General features: G+C 70.8%; 19 protein-coding genes. 8 read left to right on the top strand and 11 right to left on the bottom strand.

Annotated features, from left to right (window positions below; translation table 11 throughout):
• The first annotated feature begins 87 nt into the window (after positions 1-87).
• The 7 genes from IE178_RS18935 to IE178_RS18905 all read left to right on the top strand — a co-directional run bounded on the left by IE178_RS18935 (position 88) and on the right by IE178_RS18905 (position 6,903).
• Positions 88-606 carry an Lrp/AsnC family transcriptional regulator gene (locus IE178_RS18935; protein ID WP_184764165.1) on the top strand — a complete coding sequence of 173 codons (519 nt, stop codon included), beginning with the start codon at positions 88-90 and terminating at the stop codon, positions 604-606.
• Between the two features lie 2 nt (positions 607-608).
• Positions 609-1,979 carry an aspartate aminotransferase family protein gene (locus IE178_RS18930; protein ID WP_193513119.1) on the top strand — a complete coding sequence of 457 codons (1,371 nt, stop codon included), beginning with the start codon at positions 609-611 and terminating at the stop codon, positions 1,977-1,979.
• A gap of 225 nt (positions 1,980-2,204) precedes the next feature.
• Positions 2,205-2,954, top strand: a complete 750-nt coding sequence (locus tag IE178_RS18925) for an ABC transporter ATP-binding protein (protein ID WP_184764163.1) — start codon at positions 2,205-2,207, stop codon at positions 2,952-2,954.
• Positions 2,936-4,300 carry a hypothetical protein gene (locus IE178_RS18920; protein ID WP_193513118.1) on the top strand — a complete coding sequence of 455 codons (1,365 nt, stop codon included), beginning with the start codon at positions 2,936-2,938 and terminating at the stop codon, positions 4,298-4,300. Before IE178_RS18925 ends, IE178_RS18920 begins: the two co-directional genes overlap by 19 nt.
• Positions 4,301-4,472: 172 nt before the next feature.
• The gene (locus IE178_RS18915) at positions 4,473-4,880 is read left to right on the top strand and encodes a VOC family protein (RefSeq protein ID WP_184764161.1); all 408 of its coding nucleotides are present in this window, start codon (positions 4,473-4,475) and stop codon (positions 4,878-4,880) included.
• 40 nt (positions 4,881-4,920) lie between these two features.
• Positions 4,921-6,042 (top strand): LOG family protein, encoded by a 1,122-nt coding sequence (locus IE178_RS18910; RefSeq protein ID WP_193513117.1) that lies wholly within the window; start codon positions 4,921-4,923, stop codon positions 6,040-6,042.
• 147 nt (positions 6,043-6,189) lie between these two features.
• Positions 6,190-6,903, top strand: a complete 714-nt coding sequence (locus IE178_RS18905) for an LAETG motif-containing sortase-dependent surface protein (protein WP_184764159.1) — start codon at positions 6,190-6,192, stop codon at positions 6,901-6,903.
• A gap of 115 nt (positions 6,904-7,018) precedes the next feature.
• Here IE178_RS18905 and IE178_RS18900 read toward each other — a convergent pair whose 3' ends face one another.
• From IE178_RS18900 to rpsB, 9 genes are all read right to left on the bottom strand, one after another.
• Complete coding sequence (locus tag IE178_RS18900; protein ID WP_193513116.1) at positions 7,019-8,038, bottom strand: ABC transporter ATP-binding protein; 1,020 nt, start codon at positions 8,036-8,038, stop codon at positions 7,019-7,021.
• A complete protein-coding gene (locus IE178_RS18895) occupies positions 8,039-9,640 on the bottom strand; it encodes an ABC transporter permease (protein ID WP_318280126.1) in 1,602 nt (533 codons plus the stop codon).
• 47 nt (positions 9,641-9,687) lie between these two features.
• The gene (locus IE178_RS18890) at positions 9,688-10,770 is read right to left on the bottom strand and encodes a thiamine ABC transporter substrate-binding protein (RefSeq protein WP_193513114.1); all 1,083 of its coding nucleotides are present in this window, start codon (positions 10,768-10,770) and stop codon (positions 9,688-9,690) included.
• 236 nt (positions 10,771-11,006) lie between these two features.
• On the bottom strand, positions 11,007-12,113 hold the full coding sequence (rlmN, locus tag IE178_RS18885) for a dual-specificity RNA methyltransferase RlmN (RefSeq protein WP_193513113.1): 1,107 nt from the start codon (positions 12,111-12,113) through the stop codon (positions 11,007-11,009).
• Between the two features lie 100 nt (positions 12,114-12,213).
• Positions 12,214-13,338, bottom strand: a complete 1,125-nt coding sequence (locus IE178_RS18880; RefSeq protein ID WP_184764154.1) for a phosphatidate cytidylyltransferase — start codon at positions 13,336-13,338, stop codon at positions 12,214-12,216.
• On the bottom strand, positions 13,338-13,895 hold the full coding sequence (gene frr, locus IE178_RS18875; protein ID WP_145867003.1) for a ribosome recycling factor: 558 nt from the start codon (positions 13,893-13,895) through the stop codon (positions 13,338-13,340). Before frr ends, IE178_RS18880 begins: the two co-directional genes overlap by 1 nt.
• A 120-nt stretch (positions 13,896-14,015) precedes the next feature.
• A complete protein-coding gene (pyrH, locus tag IE178_RS18870) occupies positions 14,016-14,774 on the bottom strand; it encodes a UMP kinase (protein ID WP_184764153.1) in 759 nt (252 codons plus the stop codon).
• 190 nt (positions 14,775-14,964) lie between these two features.
• Entirely contained in the window at positions 14,965-15,801 is an 837-nt protein-coding gene (gene tsf / locus IE178_RS18865) for a translation elongation factor Ts (RefSeq protein ID WP_184764152.1), read from the bottom strand.
• 182 nt (positions 15,802-15,983) lie between these two features.
• Positions 15,984-16,904 (bottom strand): 30S ribosomal protein S2, encoded by a 921-nt coding sequence (gene rpsB, locus IE178_RS18860; RefSeq protein ID WP_184764151.1) that lies wholly within the window; start codon positions 16,902-16,904, stop codon positions 15,984-15,986.
• A 299-nt stretch (positions 16,905-17,203) separates the two neighbouring features.
• Here rpsB and IE178_RS18855 point away from each other — a divergent pair, with 299 nt between their 5' ends.
• Complete coding sequence (locus IE178_RS18855; RefSeq protein ID WP_438874391.1) at positions 17,204-17,776, top strand: murein hydrolase activator EnvC family protein; 573 nt, start codon at positions 17,204-17,206, stop codon at positions 17,774-17,776.
• A gap of 176 nt (positions 17,777-17,952) precedes the next feature.
• Here the strand turns inward: IE178_RS18855 and IE178_RS18850 are convergent, their stop codons facing one another.
• Entirely contained in the window at positions 17,953-18,510 is a 558-nt protein-coding gene (locus tag IE178_RS18850; RefSeq protein ID WP_184764241.1) for a TetR/AcrR family transcriptional regulator, read from the bottom strand.
• A gap of 90 nt (positions 18,511-18,600) precedes the next feature.
• Positions 18,601-19,443: an RNA polymerase sigma factor WhiG gene (whiG, locus tag IE178_RS18845; RefSeq protein ID WP_184764149.1), complete on the bottom strand. Its 843-nt coding sequence runs from the start codon at positions 19,441-19,443 to the stop codon at positions 18,601-18,603.
• Positions 19,444-19,655: the final 212 nt, after the last annotated feature.

Raw genomic sequence — 19,655 nt, 5'->3', positions numbered from 1 at the left:
CCCGCCCCGCTCCTGCGAAATCCGCAAGCAGAAGCACCACAGACAACGAATTTCATCAATCGAGCCTTGCAGAACTGTCGATACGTCGTGCACAGTGACCCCGTGGCCAGTCGAAGCGCAGACCCGAAGGACTCCCGCGAGTCCAAGAACGGCGGCGGTCCCCAGTTGGACGCCGTCTCCCTCGCCATCATCGAGCAGCTCCAGGAGGACGGCCGCCGGCCGTACGCCGCGATCGGCAAGGCCGTCGGCCTGTCGGAGGCGGCCGTGCGCCAGCGCGTCCAGAAGCTGCTCGACCAGGGCGTGATGCAGATCGTCGCCGTCACGGACCCGCTCACCGTGGGCTTCCGCCGCCAGGCGATGGTCGGGGTCAACGTCGAGGGCGACGTCGAGTCCGTGGCCGACGCGCTGACCGCCATGACCGAATGCGAGTACGTGGTGATGACCGCGGGCTCCTTCGACCTGATGGTCGAGATCGTCTGCGAGGACGACGACCACCTTCTGGAGGTCATCAACAAACGCATCCGGGCCGTGCCCGGAGTGCGCTCCACCGAGAGCTTCGTCTACCTCAAGCTCAAGAAGCAGACCTACATGTGGGGAACCCGATAATCGTGAGCACCGACCCCAAGGACCTCAGCAAGTCCGCGTACGACCACTTGTGGATGCACTTCACCCGCATGTCCTCGTACGCCAGCTCCCCCGTCCCCACCATCGTCCGGGGCGAGGGCACCCACATCTTCGACGACAGGGGCAAGCGCTACCTCGACGGCCTCGCGGGCCTGTTCGTGGTCCAGGCGGGGCACGGCCGTACGGAACTCGCGGAGACCGCCTTCAAGCAGGCGCAGGAGCTGGCCTTCTTCCCGGTGTGGTCCTACGCCCACCCCAAGGCCGTGGAGCTGGCGGAGCGGCTCGCCGACGAGGCGCCGGGCGATCTGAACAAGGTCTTCTTCACCACCGGCGGCGGCGAGGCGGTCGAGACCGCCTGGAAGCTCGCCAAGCAGTACTTCAAGCTGACCGGCAAGCCGACCAAGTACAAGGTCATCTCCCGCGCGGTGGCCTACCACGGCACCCCGCAGGGCGCCCTGTCCATCACCGGACTGCCGGCCTTGAAGGCCCCCTTCGAGCCGCTGGTGCCGGGCGCCCACAAGGTGCCGAACACCAACATCTACCGGGCGCCGATCCACGGCGACGACCCGGAGGCGTTCGGCCGCTGGGCCGCCGACCAGATCGAGCAGCAGATCCTCTTCGAGGGCCCGGACACGGTCGCGGCCGTCTTCCTGGAGCCGGTGCAGAACGCCGGCGGCTGCTTCCCGCCCCCGCCCGGCTACTTCCAGCGGGTGCGCGAGATCTGCGACCAGTACGACGTGCTGCTCGTCTCCGACGAGGTCATCTGCGCCTTCGGCCGGCTCGGCACCACGTTCGCCTGCGACAAGTTCGGCTACGTCCCGGACATGATCACCTGTGCCAAGGGCATGACCTCCGGCTACTCCCCCATCGGCGCCTGCGTCATCTCCGACCGCCTCGCCGAGCCGTTCTACGAGGGCGACAACACCTTCCTGCACGGCTACACCTTCGGCGGTCACCCCGTGTCGGCCGCGGTGGGCATCGCCAACCTCGACCTGTTCGCGCGCGAGGGCCTGAACCAGCACGTACTGGACAACGAGGGCGCCTTCCGCGCGACCCTGGAGAAGCTGCACGACCTGCCGATCGTCGGCGACGTCCGCGGCAACGGCTTCTTCTACGGCATCGAGCTCGTCAAGGACAAGAACACCAAGGAGTCCTTCGACGCGGACGAGACCGAGCGGGTCCTGTACGGCTTCCTGTCGAAGAAGCTCTTCGAGAACGGCCTGTACTGCCGCGCCGACGACCGCGGCGACCCGGTCGTCCAGCTCGCCCCGCCGCTGATCTCCGACCAGGAGACGTTCGACGAGATCGAGCAGATCCTGCGCGCGACGCTGTCGGAGGCATGGACCAGGCTGTGAGGACCCCTCGGCCATCCGGGTTCCCGATCTTCCGTCTGGATGATCAACACCGTCCTCGGTGCCGCCCGTTCGAGTGAGAAACGGCGGCCCGGGGCCGCGTGCTGTCCGGTACGGCGCCACCGCCTGCCTAGCGTGCCAGTGACCGATCGGCCCTGCCTTCGTTCCCCCGGACGGGGGAATCACGAATCGCGCACGGCATTTCCGATCCGAACCGAGGTGTACGCCATGGTGGCCCCACCGGACAACGACGTGCTCTGGGCACGTGCCCTGCACTTCCGGTACGACGACGGCTCACCCGGGCTGAGCGGGGTCTCGCTCGGCGTCCGGGAGGGCGAGATCCTCGCCGTCGGCGGCCCGCGCGGCAGCGGCAAAACGACCCTGCTGCGCTGCCTTTTCGGCCTGCTGCCCGCCCGCAGCGGCGAGGTCTGGTTCAACAGCGTGCCCGTGCACACCATGGGCCCCGTCGCCCGCGAGCGGCTGCGCCGGGACCGGTTCGGCTGGGTCGGCCCGGCGCCGGAGCTCGTCCCCGAGCTGAACGTCTGGGAGAACGCCGCCCTGCCGCTGATGCTGCGCGGCACCGGGCGCCGCCGCGCCAAGACGGCGGCCCTGGAGTGGCTGGAGCGCCTCGACATCGGGGACAAGGCCCGCAAGCACCCCGGGGAGCTGGCGCAGGCGGAGCGGCAGCGGGTGTGCATCGCCCGCGCCCTCGCCCCGGCGCCCTCGGTGCTCTTCGCCGACGAGCCGACCGCCCCGCTGCACCGTGTCGACCGCGCCCACGTCCTGCGTACGCTCACCACCGCGGCCCGGTCGCACGGCATCACCGTGGTCCTCGCCACCCACGACACGCAGACCGCCGCCCTCGCCGACCGCACCGTGTCGCTGCTCGACGGGCGGCGGGTGCGCACCGTGCACCTGCCGCCGGTCTCCGGGACGGCCGAGACGGAAGGCCGGGCGGCGTGCTCGCTCTCCGTCTGACCCGAAGCGCCCATCCGGCCGTCCAACTGCGCCGTCTCCTGGTCGCGGCCGCGTCGGCGGGCACGGGCTTCCTGCTGCTGTGCGCCCTCGGCCACGCCCTGGGCCACCCGGACACACCCGCCTCCTCGACGCTCCGGCTGGCCTGGTGCGCGGCCCCGCTGGCGGCCACGGTGTACTTCGCGATCGCGGTCGCCCGCACCGATCCGGGCACCCGGCCGCGGCCCGGTCTGTCGGCGGTCGGTCTCGGTCCCGCCCGCCTCATGGCGATCTCGGCGGCCACCACGGCCCTGTCCTGCACGCTGGGCTCGACGCTGGCGCTGCTCGTCTTCCTCCATCTGCGCGGCGACCTGACCGGCATGCCCTTCGACGGTGCCGCGACGGACTTCCTTGCCGCCGGCCGGCCGCTGCCGCTCCCGGCGGCCCTGACCCTGCTGGCCCTGGTGCCGCTGAGCGCGTCGGCGGCGGTCGCGGTGGCGCTCCGGCCGCGCGAACCGGTGACCGGCGCGGCCCGCGGGGCACGGTCGTACGGCCGGTTCGGCGCGTACCGGCGCACGGCGGTACGGGAGTCCTTCGGGGCGTACGGACGGTTCGGCAAGCAGTCGGGGGCGGCGGCGCGCGGCCGGCGCACGGTCGTCCCGGCGCCGGACCGGGAGGGCGCGGCGGACGTGCTCGAAACGGGGTCCGAGACCGGGCCCGGGCCGGAGACCGGGCCGGAGACCGGGCCGGAGGACGTCGCCGGAGCCCCGCCCTCCGCCGCGCACACGCAGCCGTCCGGGCTTCCCTGGGGCATCGCGGTACTGGCGGTGGGGCTGGCCGTGGAGGCCCTCGCGAGCCGTACGGGCGCCGGGGGCGCGGCGGGCGGCCGGCCGGCCGCGCTGCTCGGGCTGCCCCTGACCGCCGTCGGGCTCGCCCTGGCCGGTCCCGGTCTGACCCATCTGTGCGGCAGGCTGATCCAGACGGTCCGCCCGGGTGCCCTGCGGCTGCTGGCCGGGCGGATCCTCATGGCGGAGGCCGCCCGCATCGGCCGTCCGCTGGGCGTGGTCTGCGCCGTGATGTCGGCCGCGTACGCGATGGCCTCGCTGCAGGACGGCCAGGACGCCTCCTCCGGTCCGCTCGTCACGCTCGGGGTGCTGCTGGTGGCCGGCTGCACGGTGGCGACCCTGCTGACGGCCGCCGTCGAGGCCAGGCAGGCCCGCGCCGGCACCACCGCCGCGCTGCGGCGCCTCGGGGCGCCCACGGCCACGCTGCGCAGGGCGGCCGCGCTCCGCGCGGGTGCGCTCCTCGCGCTGTTCGGGCCGCTGACCCTGGTCGTGGCCGAGCTGTCGGCCTGGCCACTGGCCCGCTGAGGCCGGTACGCCCTTGGCGGTCTCTGAGGCCGGTACACGCTCTGAGACCGGTACGACCCGCTGAGACCGGTACGAAAATCGGTGCGAAAAAAATCTCCGCGGGCCGATGAGTTCCGCGCGGGCCCCCGGTCTACCCCCACGAACTCGATGGACCGAATGGGAGAACCCCGCCATGTACCAGCAGATGATCTTCGTGAACCTGGCCGTCAACGACCTCGACGCCTCGAAGAAGTTCTTCACCGAGATCGGCTACTCGATCAACGAGCAGTTCAGCGACGAGACCGCCGCGTCCGTGGTGATCAGTGACACGATCTTCGCGATGCTGCTGACCCGGCAGAAGTACGCGGAGTTCACGAAGAAGGAGATCGTGGACGCCACGAAGAGCAGCGAAGTGATGCTGGCGCTGAGCGCCGAGAGCCGCGAGAAGGTCGACGAGCTGGTCGAGAAGGCAGTGGCGGCGGGCGGCTCGGTCTCCGGTGAGACGCAGGACCACGGCTTCATGTACGGCCGCGCCTTCGACGACCTCGACGGCCACACCTGGGAGGTCGTGTGGATGGACGCGGCCGCGGTCGAGGGCTGAGAGTCCATCGGGCCCAGGGGTCACCCCCTAGCATGGGCGGGTGCAGACGAGTCCCGCCTATGCCGTCCATCACGGGGACCGCGAGATAGAGACGCTCGAGGAGTTCGACGCGATCGTCTCGGCCCGCGGCACGCTCTCCGGATTCCGTGTCCAGTCCGTCGATCTGACGGACCGGACACGGGAGTTGCTCACCACCGACACCTCCGAGGCGGTCTTCCTCGGCTGCCGGATGCGTCCGGACGCGGCGGAGAAGCTCCGCGCCGACGGCGCCCTGGTCCTCCCGCCCGTCCCGGGCCTCCCCTTCGACCCGTACCGCGGGCACCTCTACGCGCCCGGCGACCTGTTCGCCTCGCTCGACAAGGGCTACGAGGCCACTCCCGACGCGCTGGCCCACGCCTGGTTCCAGCGGACCAAGGCCGACGGCGACATCTTCGCCTCCATGCTGCGCGCGGTCCACGACGACTCGATGTCCGACGCCCTCGACGAACTCCTGCGCGGGGCGCGGGTGGTGGGGGTCATGGGCGGTCACGCGATGGCCCGCGGCACCGAGGAGTTCCGGGGCGCCGCCCGGCTCGGAAGGGCGCTGACCCACGCCGGTTTCACGGTCGCGACCGGCGGTGGCCCGGGCGCGATGGAGGCGGCGAACCTCGGTGCCTACGCCGCCCCGTACGACGAGGCGATGCTGGACGAGGCCTGCCGACTCCTCGCCGCCGCACCGGCGTTCACGCCGTCGATCACCGACTGGGCGCGCGCCGCCTTCGAGGTGCGCACCCGCTGGCCGAAGGGCAACCACTCGATCGGCATCCCCACCTGGTTCTACGGCCACGAGCCGCCGAACGCCTTCGCCTCCCACATCGCGAAGTACTTCGCCAACGCCACCCGCGAGGACGGCCTGCTGGCCCGCTGCACCGCGGGCGTGGTGTTCCTGCCGGGCGCCGCCGGCACCGTCCAGGAGATCTTCGACAACGCGACGCCGAACTACTACGAGTCGCGGGGCGAGCCCACGCCCATGGTGCTGGTGAACCGGGCCCACTGGACGGAGAAGCTGCCGGCCTGGCCGCTGCTGCGCTCGCTCGCCCGGGAGCGCTCGATGGAGGCGCGGATCGCCTTGGTGGACCGGATCGAGGAGGCCCCGGAGGCGCTGAAACGTCTGGGCGGTTAATAAGAAGGCAAAGCCAGGGCCTGCGATCGGCATATGCGTTGACACTACTTATGCGACGCTTATAAACCTGAGAGCCTCGTGGGGGTGCTGATGATCCGTCAACACCCCCTCAACCCCCCGCATTCGCGCTTTCCGTAAAGGACAAACGTGGCAGTTCTGTCCGTATTCCCCCGCACGGCCTCGCGCCGTACCGTCGCGCGCACCGTGCGCGCCCTCGGTGTCGTCTCCGCGTCCGCCGCGCTCGCGCTCGGTGCCGCCGGCAACGCGGCGGCCTGCAACATCAACGAGTTCTCGGCCGAGGCCAAGTGCGTCGGTGACAAGGGCGTCATCACCGTCACCGACGTGGACCCGGCCGGCGTCCCCGCCACCATCACCGTGTTCCTGGAGAACAACGGCGCCGATGAGAAGAAGATCGGCGAGCAGGTGGTCAAGGGCTCCCGTGAGGGCACCACCATCACCTTCGAGGAGGACTGGAAGCCGAACGCCCAGTACCGCATCCACGTCGAGGCGAAGCCCTACGTCGACGAGGACATCAAGCCGAACCTGACCACGCCGGCGACGGCCTGCAAGACGGCGGAGGAGGAGACCCCGACTCCGACGCCCAGCACTCCGTCGGAGACGCCCTCGGTCCCGGCCGAGGAGCCCGGCACGCCGACCCCGTCGGCGACGGAGAGCGAGAGCACCGCTCCGGCGGACGCCCCGAGCAACGCGCCGTCCCCGGCCGGTGAGTCGAACCTCGCCGAGACCGGCGCCAACTCCAACACCGGTCTCATCGCCGGTATCGCGGCCGCCCTGGTCGTGGCCGGCGGTGGCGCGGTCTTCTTCGGCATGCGCCGCCGAGGGGCGAACAGCGAGCGCTGACGCCCGAGGCACACCGTGGTGGCCCGTCCCCGTCCGGGGGCGGGCCACTTCCGCTCTCCGTGCCCCTCGGCCGGCCGTCGCCCGTGTCATGCCGCCCACCCCGGGCAGTGGGCGCTCACCCCAGCACGGCGATGTCCGCCGCGTCGAACTCCACACCGACCTCGTCCCCGACCTCCGGAGCGGCCCTGAGCCCGCAGGCCGCCTCCAGGCGGGGCGCGTCCTCGGGCTGGAGGCGGACCGCCACATGGGTGCCCCGGAAGATACGGGCGGTCACCGTGCAGCGCAGGCCCTCGTCGGCCGGGACCAGGCGGACACCGGCGGGGCGGACGAGAAGCGTCCGCGTGCCCCGCGGGGCGTCTTCGGGCACGGGCACCTTGCCCCACGGCGTCACGGCGACCCCGTCCCCGACCGTCGCCTCGACCACGTTCTCGAAGCCGAGGAAGCGCGCCACGAAGGCGTCGGCCGGTCGCTGCCACACCTCCAGCGGGGTGCCGGACTGGGCGATCCGACCGTCCCGCATCACCACCACCCGGTCGGCCAGCGCGAACGCCTCGCCCTGGTCATGGGTCACGGCGAGCACGGTGGTGCCCAGCCGGCCGAACAGTTCGCGCAGTTCGACGACGAGGCGTTCCCGGAGCGAGCGGTCGAGCTGGCCGAGCGGTTCGTCCAGCATCAGCAGACGGGGACTCGGCGCGAGGGCACGGGCCAGCGCCACGCGCTGCTGCTCACCGCCGGACAGCGCGGCGACGGCCCGTCCGACCGCCCCCGGCAGTCCCACGAGGTCGAGCAACTCCCGTACGCGCTCGGCCTGTTCCCCCCGTGAAGCGCCCTGCATGCGCAGCCCGAAGGCAACGTTCTTGCCCACGTCCCGCTGGGGGAAGAGCTGGTGGTCCTGGAACATCAGCCCCACCCCGCGCCGGTGCGCGGGCACGCCCGCCTGGTCGCGTCCGTCGAGCAGGATCCGCCCGGAGTCCAGGTGCTGCAGCCCGGCCACCGCCCGCAGCAGGGTGGACTTGCCGCTGCCGCTGGGCCCCAGCACACACACGATCTCGTGTTCGGCGACCCCCAGGTCGACGGCGTCCAGCACCGGCCGTCCACCGAAGCGGACGGTCGCGGCCTCCAGGCTCAGCAGCATCTAGAACTCCCCGGTCCGGTCGGTCCGCAGCCGCTCCAGGAAGAGCAGCGCCACCGCGCACACGATCATCAGAATCGTCGACAGGGCCATCGCCTGGCCGTAGTTGAGGTCCCCGGGCCGTCCCAGCAGCCGCGCCACGGCCACCGGCAGCGTCGGATTGTCCGGCCGTGCGATGAACACGGTCGCGCCGAACTCCCCCAGCGACACCGCGAAGGCGAACCCCGCCGCGATCAGCAGCGCCCGCCGCACCATCGGCAGGTCCACCTCCCGCCACGCCCGCCACGGCGACGCCCCCAGCACGGCCGCGGCCTCCCGCAGCCGCGCGTCCACGGCCCGCAGCACCGGCAGCATGGTCCGTACGACGAAGGGCACACCGACCAGCGCCTGCGCGAGCGGGACCAGGATCCAGGAGGCCCTCAGGTCCAGCGGTGGCTCGTCGAGGGCGATCAGGAAGCCGAAGCCGACGGTCACCGCGGACACCCCGAGCGGCAGCATCAGCAGCGCGTCGAACCCGCGCACCAGCCGGCCCGCGTCCCGCCGGGTCAGCGCGACGGAGGCGAGGGAGCCGATCAGCACGGCGATGGCGGTGGCGGCGACGGCGTACTGCAGCGAGTTGCCGACCGCCTCGATCGGCGGCACGAGGAACACTCCCCCGTCCTCCCGGGTCAGCGCCCGGTAGTAGCCGAGGCCGGCGCCGGAGAAGGACCGTTCCGCCAGCACCGCGAGCGGCAGCAGGAGCAGTACGGCGACGGTGGCCACGACCGCGGCCAGCAGCGCCCACTGCCCGGCCCCGCGCGGCCGGCGCGCGGTCACGGAGGCGTCCACCAGCCGCAGCGCGGTCTCCCGCCGCCGTACGGTCCAGGCGTGCAGGGCGAGGATCGCGCCCACGGCGACGAACTGGATCATCGTCAGGACGGCGGCCGTGGACAGGTCGAAGATCTCGGAGGTCTGCCGGTAGATCTCCACCTCGAGGGTGGAGAAGGTGGGTCCGCCCAGAATCTGCACCACACCGAAGGACGTGAAGGTGAACAGGAAGACCATCAGCGCGGCGGCGGCCACGGCCGGCGCGAGCGCGGGCAGGGTGACCGTCCGCCAGGCCGCGAACCGGGAGGCGCCGAGCATCCGCGCGGCCTCCTCCTGCCGCGGGTCGAGCTGGGACCAGAGCCCGCCCACGGTCCGTACCACCACGGCGTAGTTGAAGAAGACGTGCGCGAGCAGGATCGCCCACACGGTGGTGTCCAGCCGCACGCCCCACAGCTCGTCGAGGAGTCCGCCGCGCCCCACGAGCGCCATGAACGCCGTACCGACCACGACCGTCGGCAGCACGAACGGCACCGTGACCATGGCCCGCAGCACCTGCTTGCCCGGGAAGGCGAAGCGGGCGAACACGTAGGCGCCGGGCAGGGCGATCAGCAGGGTGAGGGCGGTGGAGACGAAGGCCTGCCAGGTGGTGAACCACAGGACCTGCCGGACGTCGGACTGCGCCAGTACGTCCCCGATCCGCCCGAGGTGCCAGGTCCCGTCGGCCTTCAGTCCGCGCGCGACGATCGCGGCGACGGGATAGGCGAAGAAGACGGCGAAGAACGCGACGGGCACGGCCATCAGGCCGAGCCGCGCCGCGCTCCCGCGCCGTGCTGCCGAGGCTCGCGTCACTTCAGTACGAGAGAGGTCCACGACTTGACCCACTGGTCACGGTTGGCGGCGATCTTCGCCGGGTCCATGGTCTCCGGGTCCTTCGCCCGCGGCCCGAACTTCGCGAACTCCTGAGGCACCTGGGCCGCCTCGCGCACCGGGTAGACGAACATGTTGAGCGGCATGTCGTCCTGGAACCGCTTCCCGAGCAGGAAGTCGAGCAGCGCCTTGCCGCCCTCGGGGTTCTTCGCGTTGCTCAGCAGCCCGGCGTACTCGACCTGCCGGAAGCAGGTGCCCTCGGCGACGCCGGTGGGCGCGGTCTCGGGCTTCGGGTCGGCGTAGATCACCTCGGCGGGCGGCGAGGAGGCGTAGGACACCACCAGCGGCCGGTCGGCCTTGGCCTGCTTGCCGCCGGCGGAGCCGGAGAACTCCTCGTTGTAGGCCTGCTCCCAGCCGTCGACCACCTTCACGCCGTTGGCCTTGAGCTTCTTCCAGTAGTCCGCCCAGCCGTCGTCTCCGTACTTCGCGGCGGTGCCGAGCAGGAAGCCGAGACCGGGCGAGGAGGTGGAGGCGTTCTCCGTGACGAGGAGGTTCTTGTACTCGGGCTCGATCAGGTCGTCGAAGGTCTTGGGCGGGGTCAGGTCGTGCTCGCCGAACCATTCCTTGTCGTAGTTGACGCAGATGTCACCCGTGTCGACGGGGGTGACCCGGTGCTTGTCCTCGTCGACGCGGAACTCGGGGAGGACGAGGTCGTAGTCCTTCGCCTCGTAGGGCTGGAACAGCCCGTTGTCGAGGGCGCGGGACAGCAGGGTGTTGTCGACGCCGAAGAAGACGTCGCCCTGGGGGTTGTCCTTGGTCAGGATGGCCTTGTTCACGGCCTGTCCGGCGTCACCGTCCTCGAGGACCTTGACCTGGTAGCCGGACTGCTTCTCGAAGGCGGCGATGACGTCCTTGGACGCGGCCCACGAGTTGTGGCTGACCATGGTCACGGTCTTCGACCCGCCGCCGCCCTGGTCGTCGCCGTCGGACGACCCGCACGCGGACAGTGTGACCAGCCCCAGCCCGACGGCCAGGACGGTGACCTTCTTGGTGATGCCCATCGGATTCCTCCTGGAGTGACCAGGAAGAGACGCGGCCCTGCCCGGGACCCCTCGCGGGTGTCCCGGGCAGGGCGCAACAGCTCGAGTGATGACCGATCTCCCTACCCAGAATGACCTGGGCGAGGTTCGGAGGGTCTGCGGCCGGTGCCGCACTCTCAGCGCTGTGGCGCTCCCCTGTCGGAATGAAGATGTCTTGCGGATGTAGTGCCGTATGACGGTGTACTGACGCAGTCAGACTACCGCTCGCTCGCGGCGAGCTGACCACACGCCCCGTCGATCTCCTGTCCACGGGTGTCCCGGATCGTCACCGGCACACCGTGCGCGGCGATCGCCTCGACGAACGCCTTCTCGTCCTCGGGCCGGGAGGCGGTCCACTTTGAGCCGGGCGTCGGGTTGAGCGGGATGAGGTTGACGTGCACCGGTCGGCCCTTGAGTAGCCGCCCGAGGCGGTCTCCGCGCCACGCCTGGTCGTTGATGTCCCGGATCAGGGCGTATTCGATGGACAGGCGCCGCCCGGACCTGGCCGCGTACTCGAACCCGGAGTCGAGGACCTCCCGCACCTTCCACCGTGTGTTCACGGGGACGAGGGTGTCGCGCAGTTCGTCGTCGGGGGCGTGCAGCGAGATGGCGAGGCGGCACTTGAAGCCCTCGTCGGAGAACCGGTGGATCGCCGGGACGAGACCCACCGTGGACACCGTGATCCCGCGCTGCGACAGCCCGAGCCCGTCCGGCTCGGGATCGGTGAGGCGTCGGATGGCGCCCACGACCCGGTTGTAGTTGGCGAGCGGCTCGCCCATCCCCATGAACACGATGTTGCTCAGCCGTGCGGGGCCGCCCGGCACCTCGCCGTCCCTGAGGGCCCGCATGCCGTCCACGATCTGGTGCACGATCTCCGCCGTGGACAGGTTCCGGTCGAGACCGGCCTGCCCGGTCGCGCAGAACGGGCAGTTCATGCCGCAGCCCGCCTGGGAGCTGATGCACATGGTCACCCGGTCCGGGTAGCGCATGAGCACGGACTCGACGAGCGTGCCGTCGAACAGCTTCCACAGCGTCTTGCGCGTGGTGCCCTGGTCGGTCGACAGATGCCGGACGACCGTCATCAGCTCGGGAAGCAGCGCCTCCTGCAGCTTGCCGCGGGAGCCGGCGGGGATGTCGGTCCACTGCTCCGGATCGTGCGCGTACCGGGCGAAGTAGTGCTGCGAGAGCTGCTTGGCACGGAACGGCTTCTCACCGGCCGCTGCGACCGCCTCCTTGCGCTCGGCGGGCGTGAGATCGGCAAGGTGCCGCGGCGGCTTCTTGGCTCCGCGCGGCGCGACGAAAGTGAGTTCTCCGGGCTTAGGCATGGCTGTACCAGTGTCGCAGATCCGCGGGGGTGCCCCGATCGAACAGCCGTCGGGCCCCCGCCCTGAGGGGACGGGGGCCCGACGCGACCACGTGGGTACGTCAACCCGATCCGACGAAGATCACCAGCAGCAGCCACACCACCGGTGCCGTCGGGAGCAGGGAGTCCAGGCGGTCCATGATGCCGCCGTGCCCCGGCAGGAGGGTGCCCATGTCCTTGATGCCGAGGTCACGCTTGATCATGGACTCGCCCAGGTCGCCGAGCGTGGCGCTGGCGGCGACCGCGAGGCCCAGCAGCAGACCCTGCCACCAGCTGCCGCCGTCGATCAGGAACTGCATGCACAGCGCGCCCGCCGCCATCGCGAACGCCACCGCGCCCATCAGGCCCTCGCGGGTCTTGCCCGGGCTGATCCGCGGGGCGAGCTTGTGCCGGCCGAAGCGCCAGCCGACGGCGTAGGCACCGGTGTCGCTCACGACGGTCAGCACCAGGAAGGTCAGGACCCGCCACGCGCCGTCGTCGGCCGTCAGCATCAGGGCGACGAAGGTGGCCAGGAACGGTACGTAGAACGCCGCGAAGAGACCCGCCGTGACGTCCTTGAGGTAGCCCTCCGGGGGCGCCGTCATCCGCCACGCCAGCACCGCCAGCGCGGTGAGCGCCATGGCGACCCACGCGCCCTCGGCCCCCCGGGCGTACCCGGCGACGACCATGGCCGCACCGCCGAGCGCGAGCGGCGCGAGGGGCGCCTTGATGCCCTTGCGCTCCTCCAGCCGCTTGGTCAGTTCCCACAGGCCCACCACGACGGCGACGGCGACCACACCGACGAAGACGGCCTTGACGACGAACAGCGACGCGACGATCACCGCGCCGAGTGCGACGCCGACGCCTATCGCGGCGCCGAGGTCGCGCCCCGCGCTCTTCTTCTGCGGCGCGGGTGCCGGCTGCGGGGCGTGGGGCATGGGCTCCGGATTCTGCGGCACCTCCCCCGGCAGGGGTCGGGCCCGCGTCGGCTCGTCTCGGAACAAAGGGCCGCTCAGCCGAGCGGCCCCTCGGTCCACCTCCTGGTCACCGCCGTGTTCGGGCACGTCGGGCACGATGGGCATGGGGCGAGTCTGCTGCGCGTAGTGCGCATCGTACGCGGGACCCGCCGGGGCAGCCCCCCGGCCGGGCCCGTGGTCGGACGGCCCCCAGTACCCGGTCTGCGGCGCCCCCCAGGAAGAGTCGTTCATCAGACCTCGAGCAGCTCAGCTTCCTTGTGCTTCAGGAGCTCGTCCACCTGGGCGACGTACTTCGCCGTGGTGTCGTCGAGCTCCTTCTCCGCACGGCGGCCCTCGTCCTCGCCGACCTCGCCGTCCTTGATCAGCTTGTCGATGGCGTCCTTCGCCTTGCGGCGCACGGAGCGGATGGAGACCTTGGCGTCCTCACCCTTGCCCTTGGCCACCTTGATGTAGTCGCGGCGGCGCTCCTCGGTCAGCTCGGGGAACACCACCCGGATGATGTTGCCGTCGTTGCTCGGGTTGACGCCCAGGTCGGAGTCGCGGATCGCCTGCTCGATGTTGCGCAGCGCGCTCTTGTCGAACGGAGTCACCACGGCCATGCGCGGCTCGGGCACGGAGAACGAGGCCAGCTGGTTGATCGGCGTCGGCGCGCCGTAGTAGTCGGCCACGATCTTGTTGAACATCGCCGGGTGCGCACGGCCGGTGCGGATCGCGGCGAAGTCCTCCTTGGCGACCACGACGGCCTTCTCCATCTTCTCCTCGGCCTCGAGGAGGGTCTCTTCGATCACCACTTGCTCCTGCGTGTCTTGAGTAGGCCCGGCTGCTGTTCCCTGTCGGGGCGGCGGCCGGCTGCGTCGCGTCTTCTTCCTGCACGGTTCCCGACCGGCAGGACATTGTCCATCCCCCGGTCAGTCGCGGCCGGCTTGGTCACCCACAAGCGTGCCGATCTTCTCACCCTTGACGGCACGGGCGATATTGCCCTCCTTCAGGAGTTCGAAGACGACGATCGGAAGGCTGTTGTCACGGCAGAGCGTGACGGCCGTGGCGTCGGCGACCTTCAGGTCCCGGGTGATGACCTCGCCGTAGCCGAGCGCGTCGAACTTCACGGCGTCCGGGTTGGTCTTCGGGTCCGAGTCGTAGACCCCGTCCACGCCGTTCTTGCCCATGAGCAGCGCCTCGGCGTCGATCTCCAGGGCGCGCTGGGCGGCGGTGGTGTCGGTGGAGAAGTACGGCATGCCCATACCGGCGCCGAAGATGACCACGCGGCCCTTCTCCAAGTGCCGCACGGCGCGCAGCGGGATGTAGGGCTCGGCGACCTGGCCCATGGTGATGGCGGTCTGCACGCGGCAGTCGACGCCCTCCTTCTCCAGGAAGTCCTGGAGGGCGAGGCAGTTCATCACCGTGCCGAGCATGCCCATGTAGTCCGAGCGTGCCCGGTCCATGCCGCGTACCTGGAGTTCCGCCCCGCGGAAGAAGTTGCCGCCGCCGATGACGATCGCGATCTGCGCGCCGTCCCGTACGACGGCCGCGATCTCGCGTGCGATGGCGTGCACCACGTCGGGGTCGACGCCCAGGCCCCCGCCACCGGAGAAGGCCTCTCCGGACAGCTTCAGCAGAAACCGGCCGCGTACGTTGCCGTCGTCGCTCTTCTCAGCCTTGGTGGTCATCGGGGATCCCGCCTCTTTCACGTGTTGCACATACGAAGAAGGCCATTGCCGGTGGGGCGTGTTTCGCATCCCATGCGGCAATGGCCTCCTCGTCAGATCTGCTGTCGCCGCATACGCGCCGTCGCGTGGACGCGTATCCGAACGACTGCTGTCGACCCTATCGGGGTCGCGCGTCCGTCGCGGTACGGACTCAGATGCCGACCTTGATGCGCGTGAAGCGCTTCAGGGTGACACCGGCCTCGTCCAGGACCTTCTGGACGGACTTCTTGTTGTCCAGCGCGTAGGGCTGGCCGAGCAGCGTGGCGTCCTTGAAGAAGCCGTTGAGGCGACCCTCGACGATCTTCGGCAGGGCGGCCTCGGGCTTGCCCTCGGCGCGGGTGGTCTCCTCGGCGACACGGCGCTCGGACTCGACGACCTCGGCCGGCACGTCCTCCTTGGAGAGGTACTTCGGCGCGAAGGCGGCGATGTGCTGGGCGACGCCCTTGGCGACCTCGGCGTTCGGCTTGTCGAGCTCGACGAGCACACCGATCTGCGGGGGCAGGTCGGGCATCGTGCGGTGCATGTACGCCGTCACGTAACCGTCGCCGAACTGCGCGAAGCGGTCGAGGACGATCTTCTCGCCCAGGTTGGCGTTGGCCTCGTCCACGAACGCCTGGACCGTCTTGCCGGCCTCGATCTCGGAGGCGAGCAGGGCCTCGATGTCGGCCGGGGAGGTCTTGGTGACGTGCTCGGCGATGGCCGTGGCGACGGCCTGGAACTTCTCGCCCTTGGCGACGAAGTCCGTCTCGCACTTCAGCTCGACGAGGACACCGGAGGAGTTGTCGTCGGCGATGATCGAGACCACGGCGCCGTTCTCGGCGGAGCGGCCCTCGCGCTTGGCGACGCCCTTCTGGCCCTTGATGCGGAGCGCCTCGACTGCCTTGTCGACGTTGCCCTCGGCCTCGTCCAGCGCCTTCTTGCAGTCCATCATGCCGGCGCCGGTGAGCTCCCGGAGCTTCTTGACGTCGGCGGCGGTGTAGTTCGCCATGAGTCTGTGAATCTTTCTCGAAGTCTGGAGGTTCGGAGTCTGCGGATCAGGACCTACCTGAGGGCAGGTGTCCGACTCGTCGCTGACCTACGGGTGAACGGCGGGAGCGATGGGGGTACCTCCCATGCCTTTCAGGCAATGGGGATCATGTCACCGCTCCCGCCGTCAACGGCTCTGACGGGTCAGGCCTGCTCGGCCTCGGCGGCCGGGGCAGCCTCGGCCGGCTTCTCGGCCTCGGCGGCGGGGGCCTCCTCGGCGGGGGCTTCCTCGGCGGGGGCCTCGGCCGGCTTCTCGCCCTCGGCGGCGGCCGGAGCAGCCTCCTCGGCCTTCTTCTCGCCCTCGAGCAGGTCGCGCTCCCACTCGGCCAGCGGCTCACCCGCGGCCTTCTCGCCCTTGCCCTCGGTGGCGACACCGGAGCGGGAGATGAGGCCCTCGGCGACGGCGTCGGCGATCACGCGGGTGAGCAGGGTGACGGAGCGGATCGCGTCGTCGTTGCCCGGGATCTTGTAGTCGACCTCGTCGGGGTCGCAGTTGGTGTCGAGGATGGCGACGACCGGGATGTTGAGCTTCCGGGCCTCGCCGACCGCGATGTGCTCCTTCTTGGTGTCCACGATCCAGACGGCGCTGGGCACCTTCTGCATCTCGCGGATACCGCCGAGGGTCTTCTCCAGCTTGGCCTTCTCGCGGGAGAGGACCAGCAGCTCCTTCTTGGTGAGGCCGGAGGCGGCCACGTCCTCGAAGTCGATCTGCTCGAGCTCCTTGAGGCGCTGCAGACGCTTGTAGACGGTCGAGAAGTTGGTGAGCATGCCGCCCAGCCAGCGCTGGTTCACGTAGGGCATGCCGACGCGGGTGGCCTGCTCGGCGATGGCCTCCTGCGCCTGCTTCTTCGTGCCGACGAACATGACCGTGCCGCCGTGGGCGACGGTCTCCTTGACGAACTCGTAGGCGCGGTCGATGTACGACAGCGACTGGAGCAGGTCGATGATGTAGATGCCGTTGCGCTCCGTGAAGATGAAGCGCTTCATCTTCGGGTTCCAACGACGGGTCTGGTGACCGAAGTGGACGCCGCTCTCCAGCAGCTCCCGCATCGTGACGACGGCCATGGCCGTATCTCCTTGAATTTCTCGGTTGTGCCGCGGATGCCGGACGGCTCCCGCGCCTGACGCCCACGACGCGCCGTTGCCACGAAGGACCGAGGGGCGCTGACATCCGGTTCCGGCCGTGACCGGGCCTGATGTCGGGGCGTGCGAAGTCGACCCGGTGGCCCGGGTCGCCACCAGAAGTGTACGGGACCCGAGGGGTGCCGGGTGACGCCGTTGTCCACAACCTGGGTGGTGGTCCACAGGCCCAGGCGGTGGTCACGGCGTTGCGGAACGCTTTCGCCATGCGAGTGAGTCGATGTGTGAGGGCCTGTGCCCGGCTGATCCTTCTGGTGATCCTGACCCTGGCGGCACTGCTGGCCCCGCCGCCGGCGCGGTTACTGGCGGTGTCCCCGGCGGGCGAGGACGGCGCGACGCCGGCCGTGGGGCGGGCGTGGCCGGTGGGAGTACGGCCGCGGGTGCTGCGCGGCTGGGAACCACCGAAGACGGCGTACGGGCGCGGGCACCGGGGCGTGGACCTGACCGCGGCACCGGGGACGCCGGTACGCGCGGTGGCGGCCGGTCGTGTCTCGTTCGCGGGCCGGGTGGCCGGAAGGGGCGTCGTCTCGGTGGAGCTGACGGGCACGGGTGATCCCCCGTTGCGCACGACCTACGAGCCGGTCCGCGCGTCGGTCACCGAGGGGGCGGAGGTGACGGCGGGCGAGGTGGTCGGCACGGTGGAACCCACGGGCTCCCACTGCACGATTCCGTGCGTGCACTGGGGTCTGCTGCAGGGCGACGTCTACCTGGACCCGCTCACCCTGCTGCCTCCCTGGCTGCTGCACCGCGGTCCGTCGAGACTGCTCCCGGTGCTGGGGGTCCCGCTGCCACGATGAGCCCTGCTGCCACGATGAGCACTGCGCGCCCCGCACGCCGGCCCGCCCCCACCGCGGCACACGCGGACCCGACCCCGTGCGGGCGCACACCGTGGCGCGGCTGGAGCGGTCGGCCTCCGGCCGGTGGGCCCGGGTCGCCTCGGGCCGGTGGGCCCGCGGTTGTCGGCCCCCGGCCGTCAGCCCCTCACGCCCCTGATGGCCATCGAGACCGCCGCTTCGGTGATGGCGTCCGGATGTTCCGCCGCTCCCAGCTCGATGCGGCGCACGGCCGCGTCGACCACACCCTGGAGCAGCATGGCCGCGAGGCGGGGCTGGGCATGACCGAGGTCGCCCAGGGCCTCGACGATCAACGCGACGAGTCCGCCGTGCGCCGCGCGGATCTTCTCCCGGGCACCGGCATCGAGCTCACTCGCGGAGATCGCGACCACGGCGCGGTGCCGCCGGTCCCCCACCAGTTCCAGCTGCTTGCGCACATATGCCTCGACCTTGGCCTCGCCCCCGTCGGCGACCGCCATCGCCGCCTCGACCTCGGCCGCCCAGACCGGGAAGTCGGCCTCGCACAGCTCCTCGACCACGGCCGCCCGCGAGCGGAAGTACTCGTACACGGACGAGCGCGCCAGGCCGGTGCGCTCGGCGAGGGCCGGGAAGGTCAGCGCCTCCGTACCGCCCTCGGACAGCAGGGAGCGTGCCGCGTCCAGCAGGGCGGCTCGCTGCATCGACCGGTGCTCGGCCACGGAGGCCGCTCGAATCCTTGGCACCCGACCACTGTACGGACGCCCCACCCACCGCGGCCAGGGGATCGACCGGGTCTCCGCCGTCCGGGCTCAGCGGCCGAAACTCGCCAGTTTCCCGCGCAGCTGGAGCACCGACTTGGTGTGGATCTGGCTGACCCGGCTCTCGGTGACGCCCAGCACGTTGCCGATCTCGGCGAGGGTGAGCCCTTCGTAGTAGTAGAGCGTGACGACGGTCTTCTCCCGCTCGGGCAGCGTGTTGATCGCCCGCGCCAGGAACCGCCGCAGCTCCCGGTCCTCGGCCACCTCCACCGGATTGTCGGCGGCGGTGTCCTCCAGGGTGTCCATGAGGCTCAGCCGGTCGCCGCCCTCCCCCCCGGCGTGCAGCAGCTCCTCGAGGGCGACGACGTTCGCCAGCGACAACTGGCTGAAAACCGCGTGCAGCTCGTCCACGGCGATGCCCATCTCGCGGGCGACCTCGCTCTCCGACGGCGTGCGCCGCAGCCGCGCCTCCAGCGTGGCGTAGGCGCGCTCCACGTTGCGCGCCTTCTGCCGTACCGAGCGCGGGATCCAGTCCAGCGCCCGCAGCTCGTCGATCATCGCGCCCCGGATGCGGGTGATCGCGTACGTCTCGAACTTGATCTCCCGGTCGACGTCGAACTTCTCGATCGCGTCGATCAGCCCGAAGACGCCGGAGGAGACGAAGTCCGCCTGGTCGACATTGGGCGGCAGCCCCACGCTGACCCGGCCGGCGACGTATTTGACCAGCGGCGAGTAGTGCAGGATCAGCTGCTCCCGCAGCCGTTCGTCCCCCGTCGCCTTGTACGACCGCCACAGCTCGTCGAGCGTCGAGGGAGCGGGCGGCCGCACGCTGCCACCGTCGCGGGCGGCTGGGGGGGTGGCCGCCCGGTCGGACCCGGAGGTGTGCTGGGGCATTCGTCGCCTTGTGCCGTTCTGCCGTGGACTGGTGCTGCCTGAATGGCTGTCTGTCCGATGTCGAGTTGCCTGTCCGTGTCGGGATCCTCGTGAGCGTAGCGTGACTGTGGCGTCGCGGTGTGCGAAGAAGGGAGGTGGGGCCCTGCGCGGATGCGTTCCGGACGCCGTCCCGGCGGGACACACCCGTCGCTCTGTGTCATCACCCGGACACC

The organism is Streptomyces griseoloalbus (genome assembly GCA_014650015.1).
In the GTDB taxonomy this organism is placed as follows: Bacteria; Actinomycetota; Actinomycetes; order Streptomycetales; family Streptomycetaceae; genus Streptomyces; species Streptomyces griseoloalbus.
This window is presented reverse-complemented; position numbering and strand designations above follow the sequence as displayed.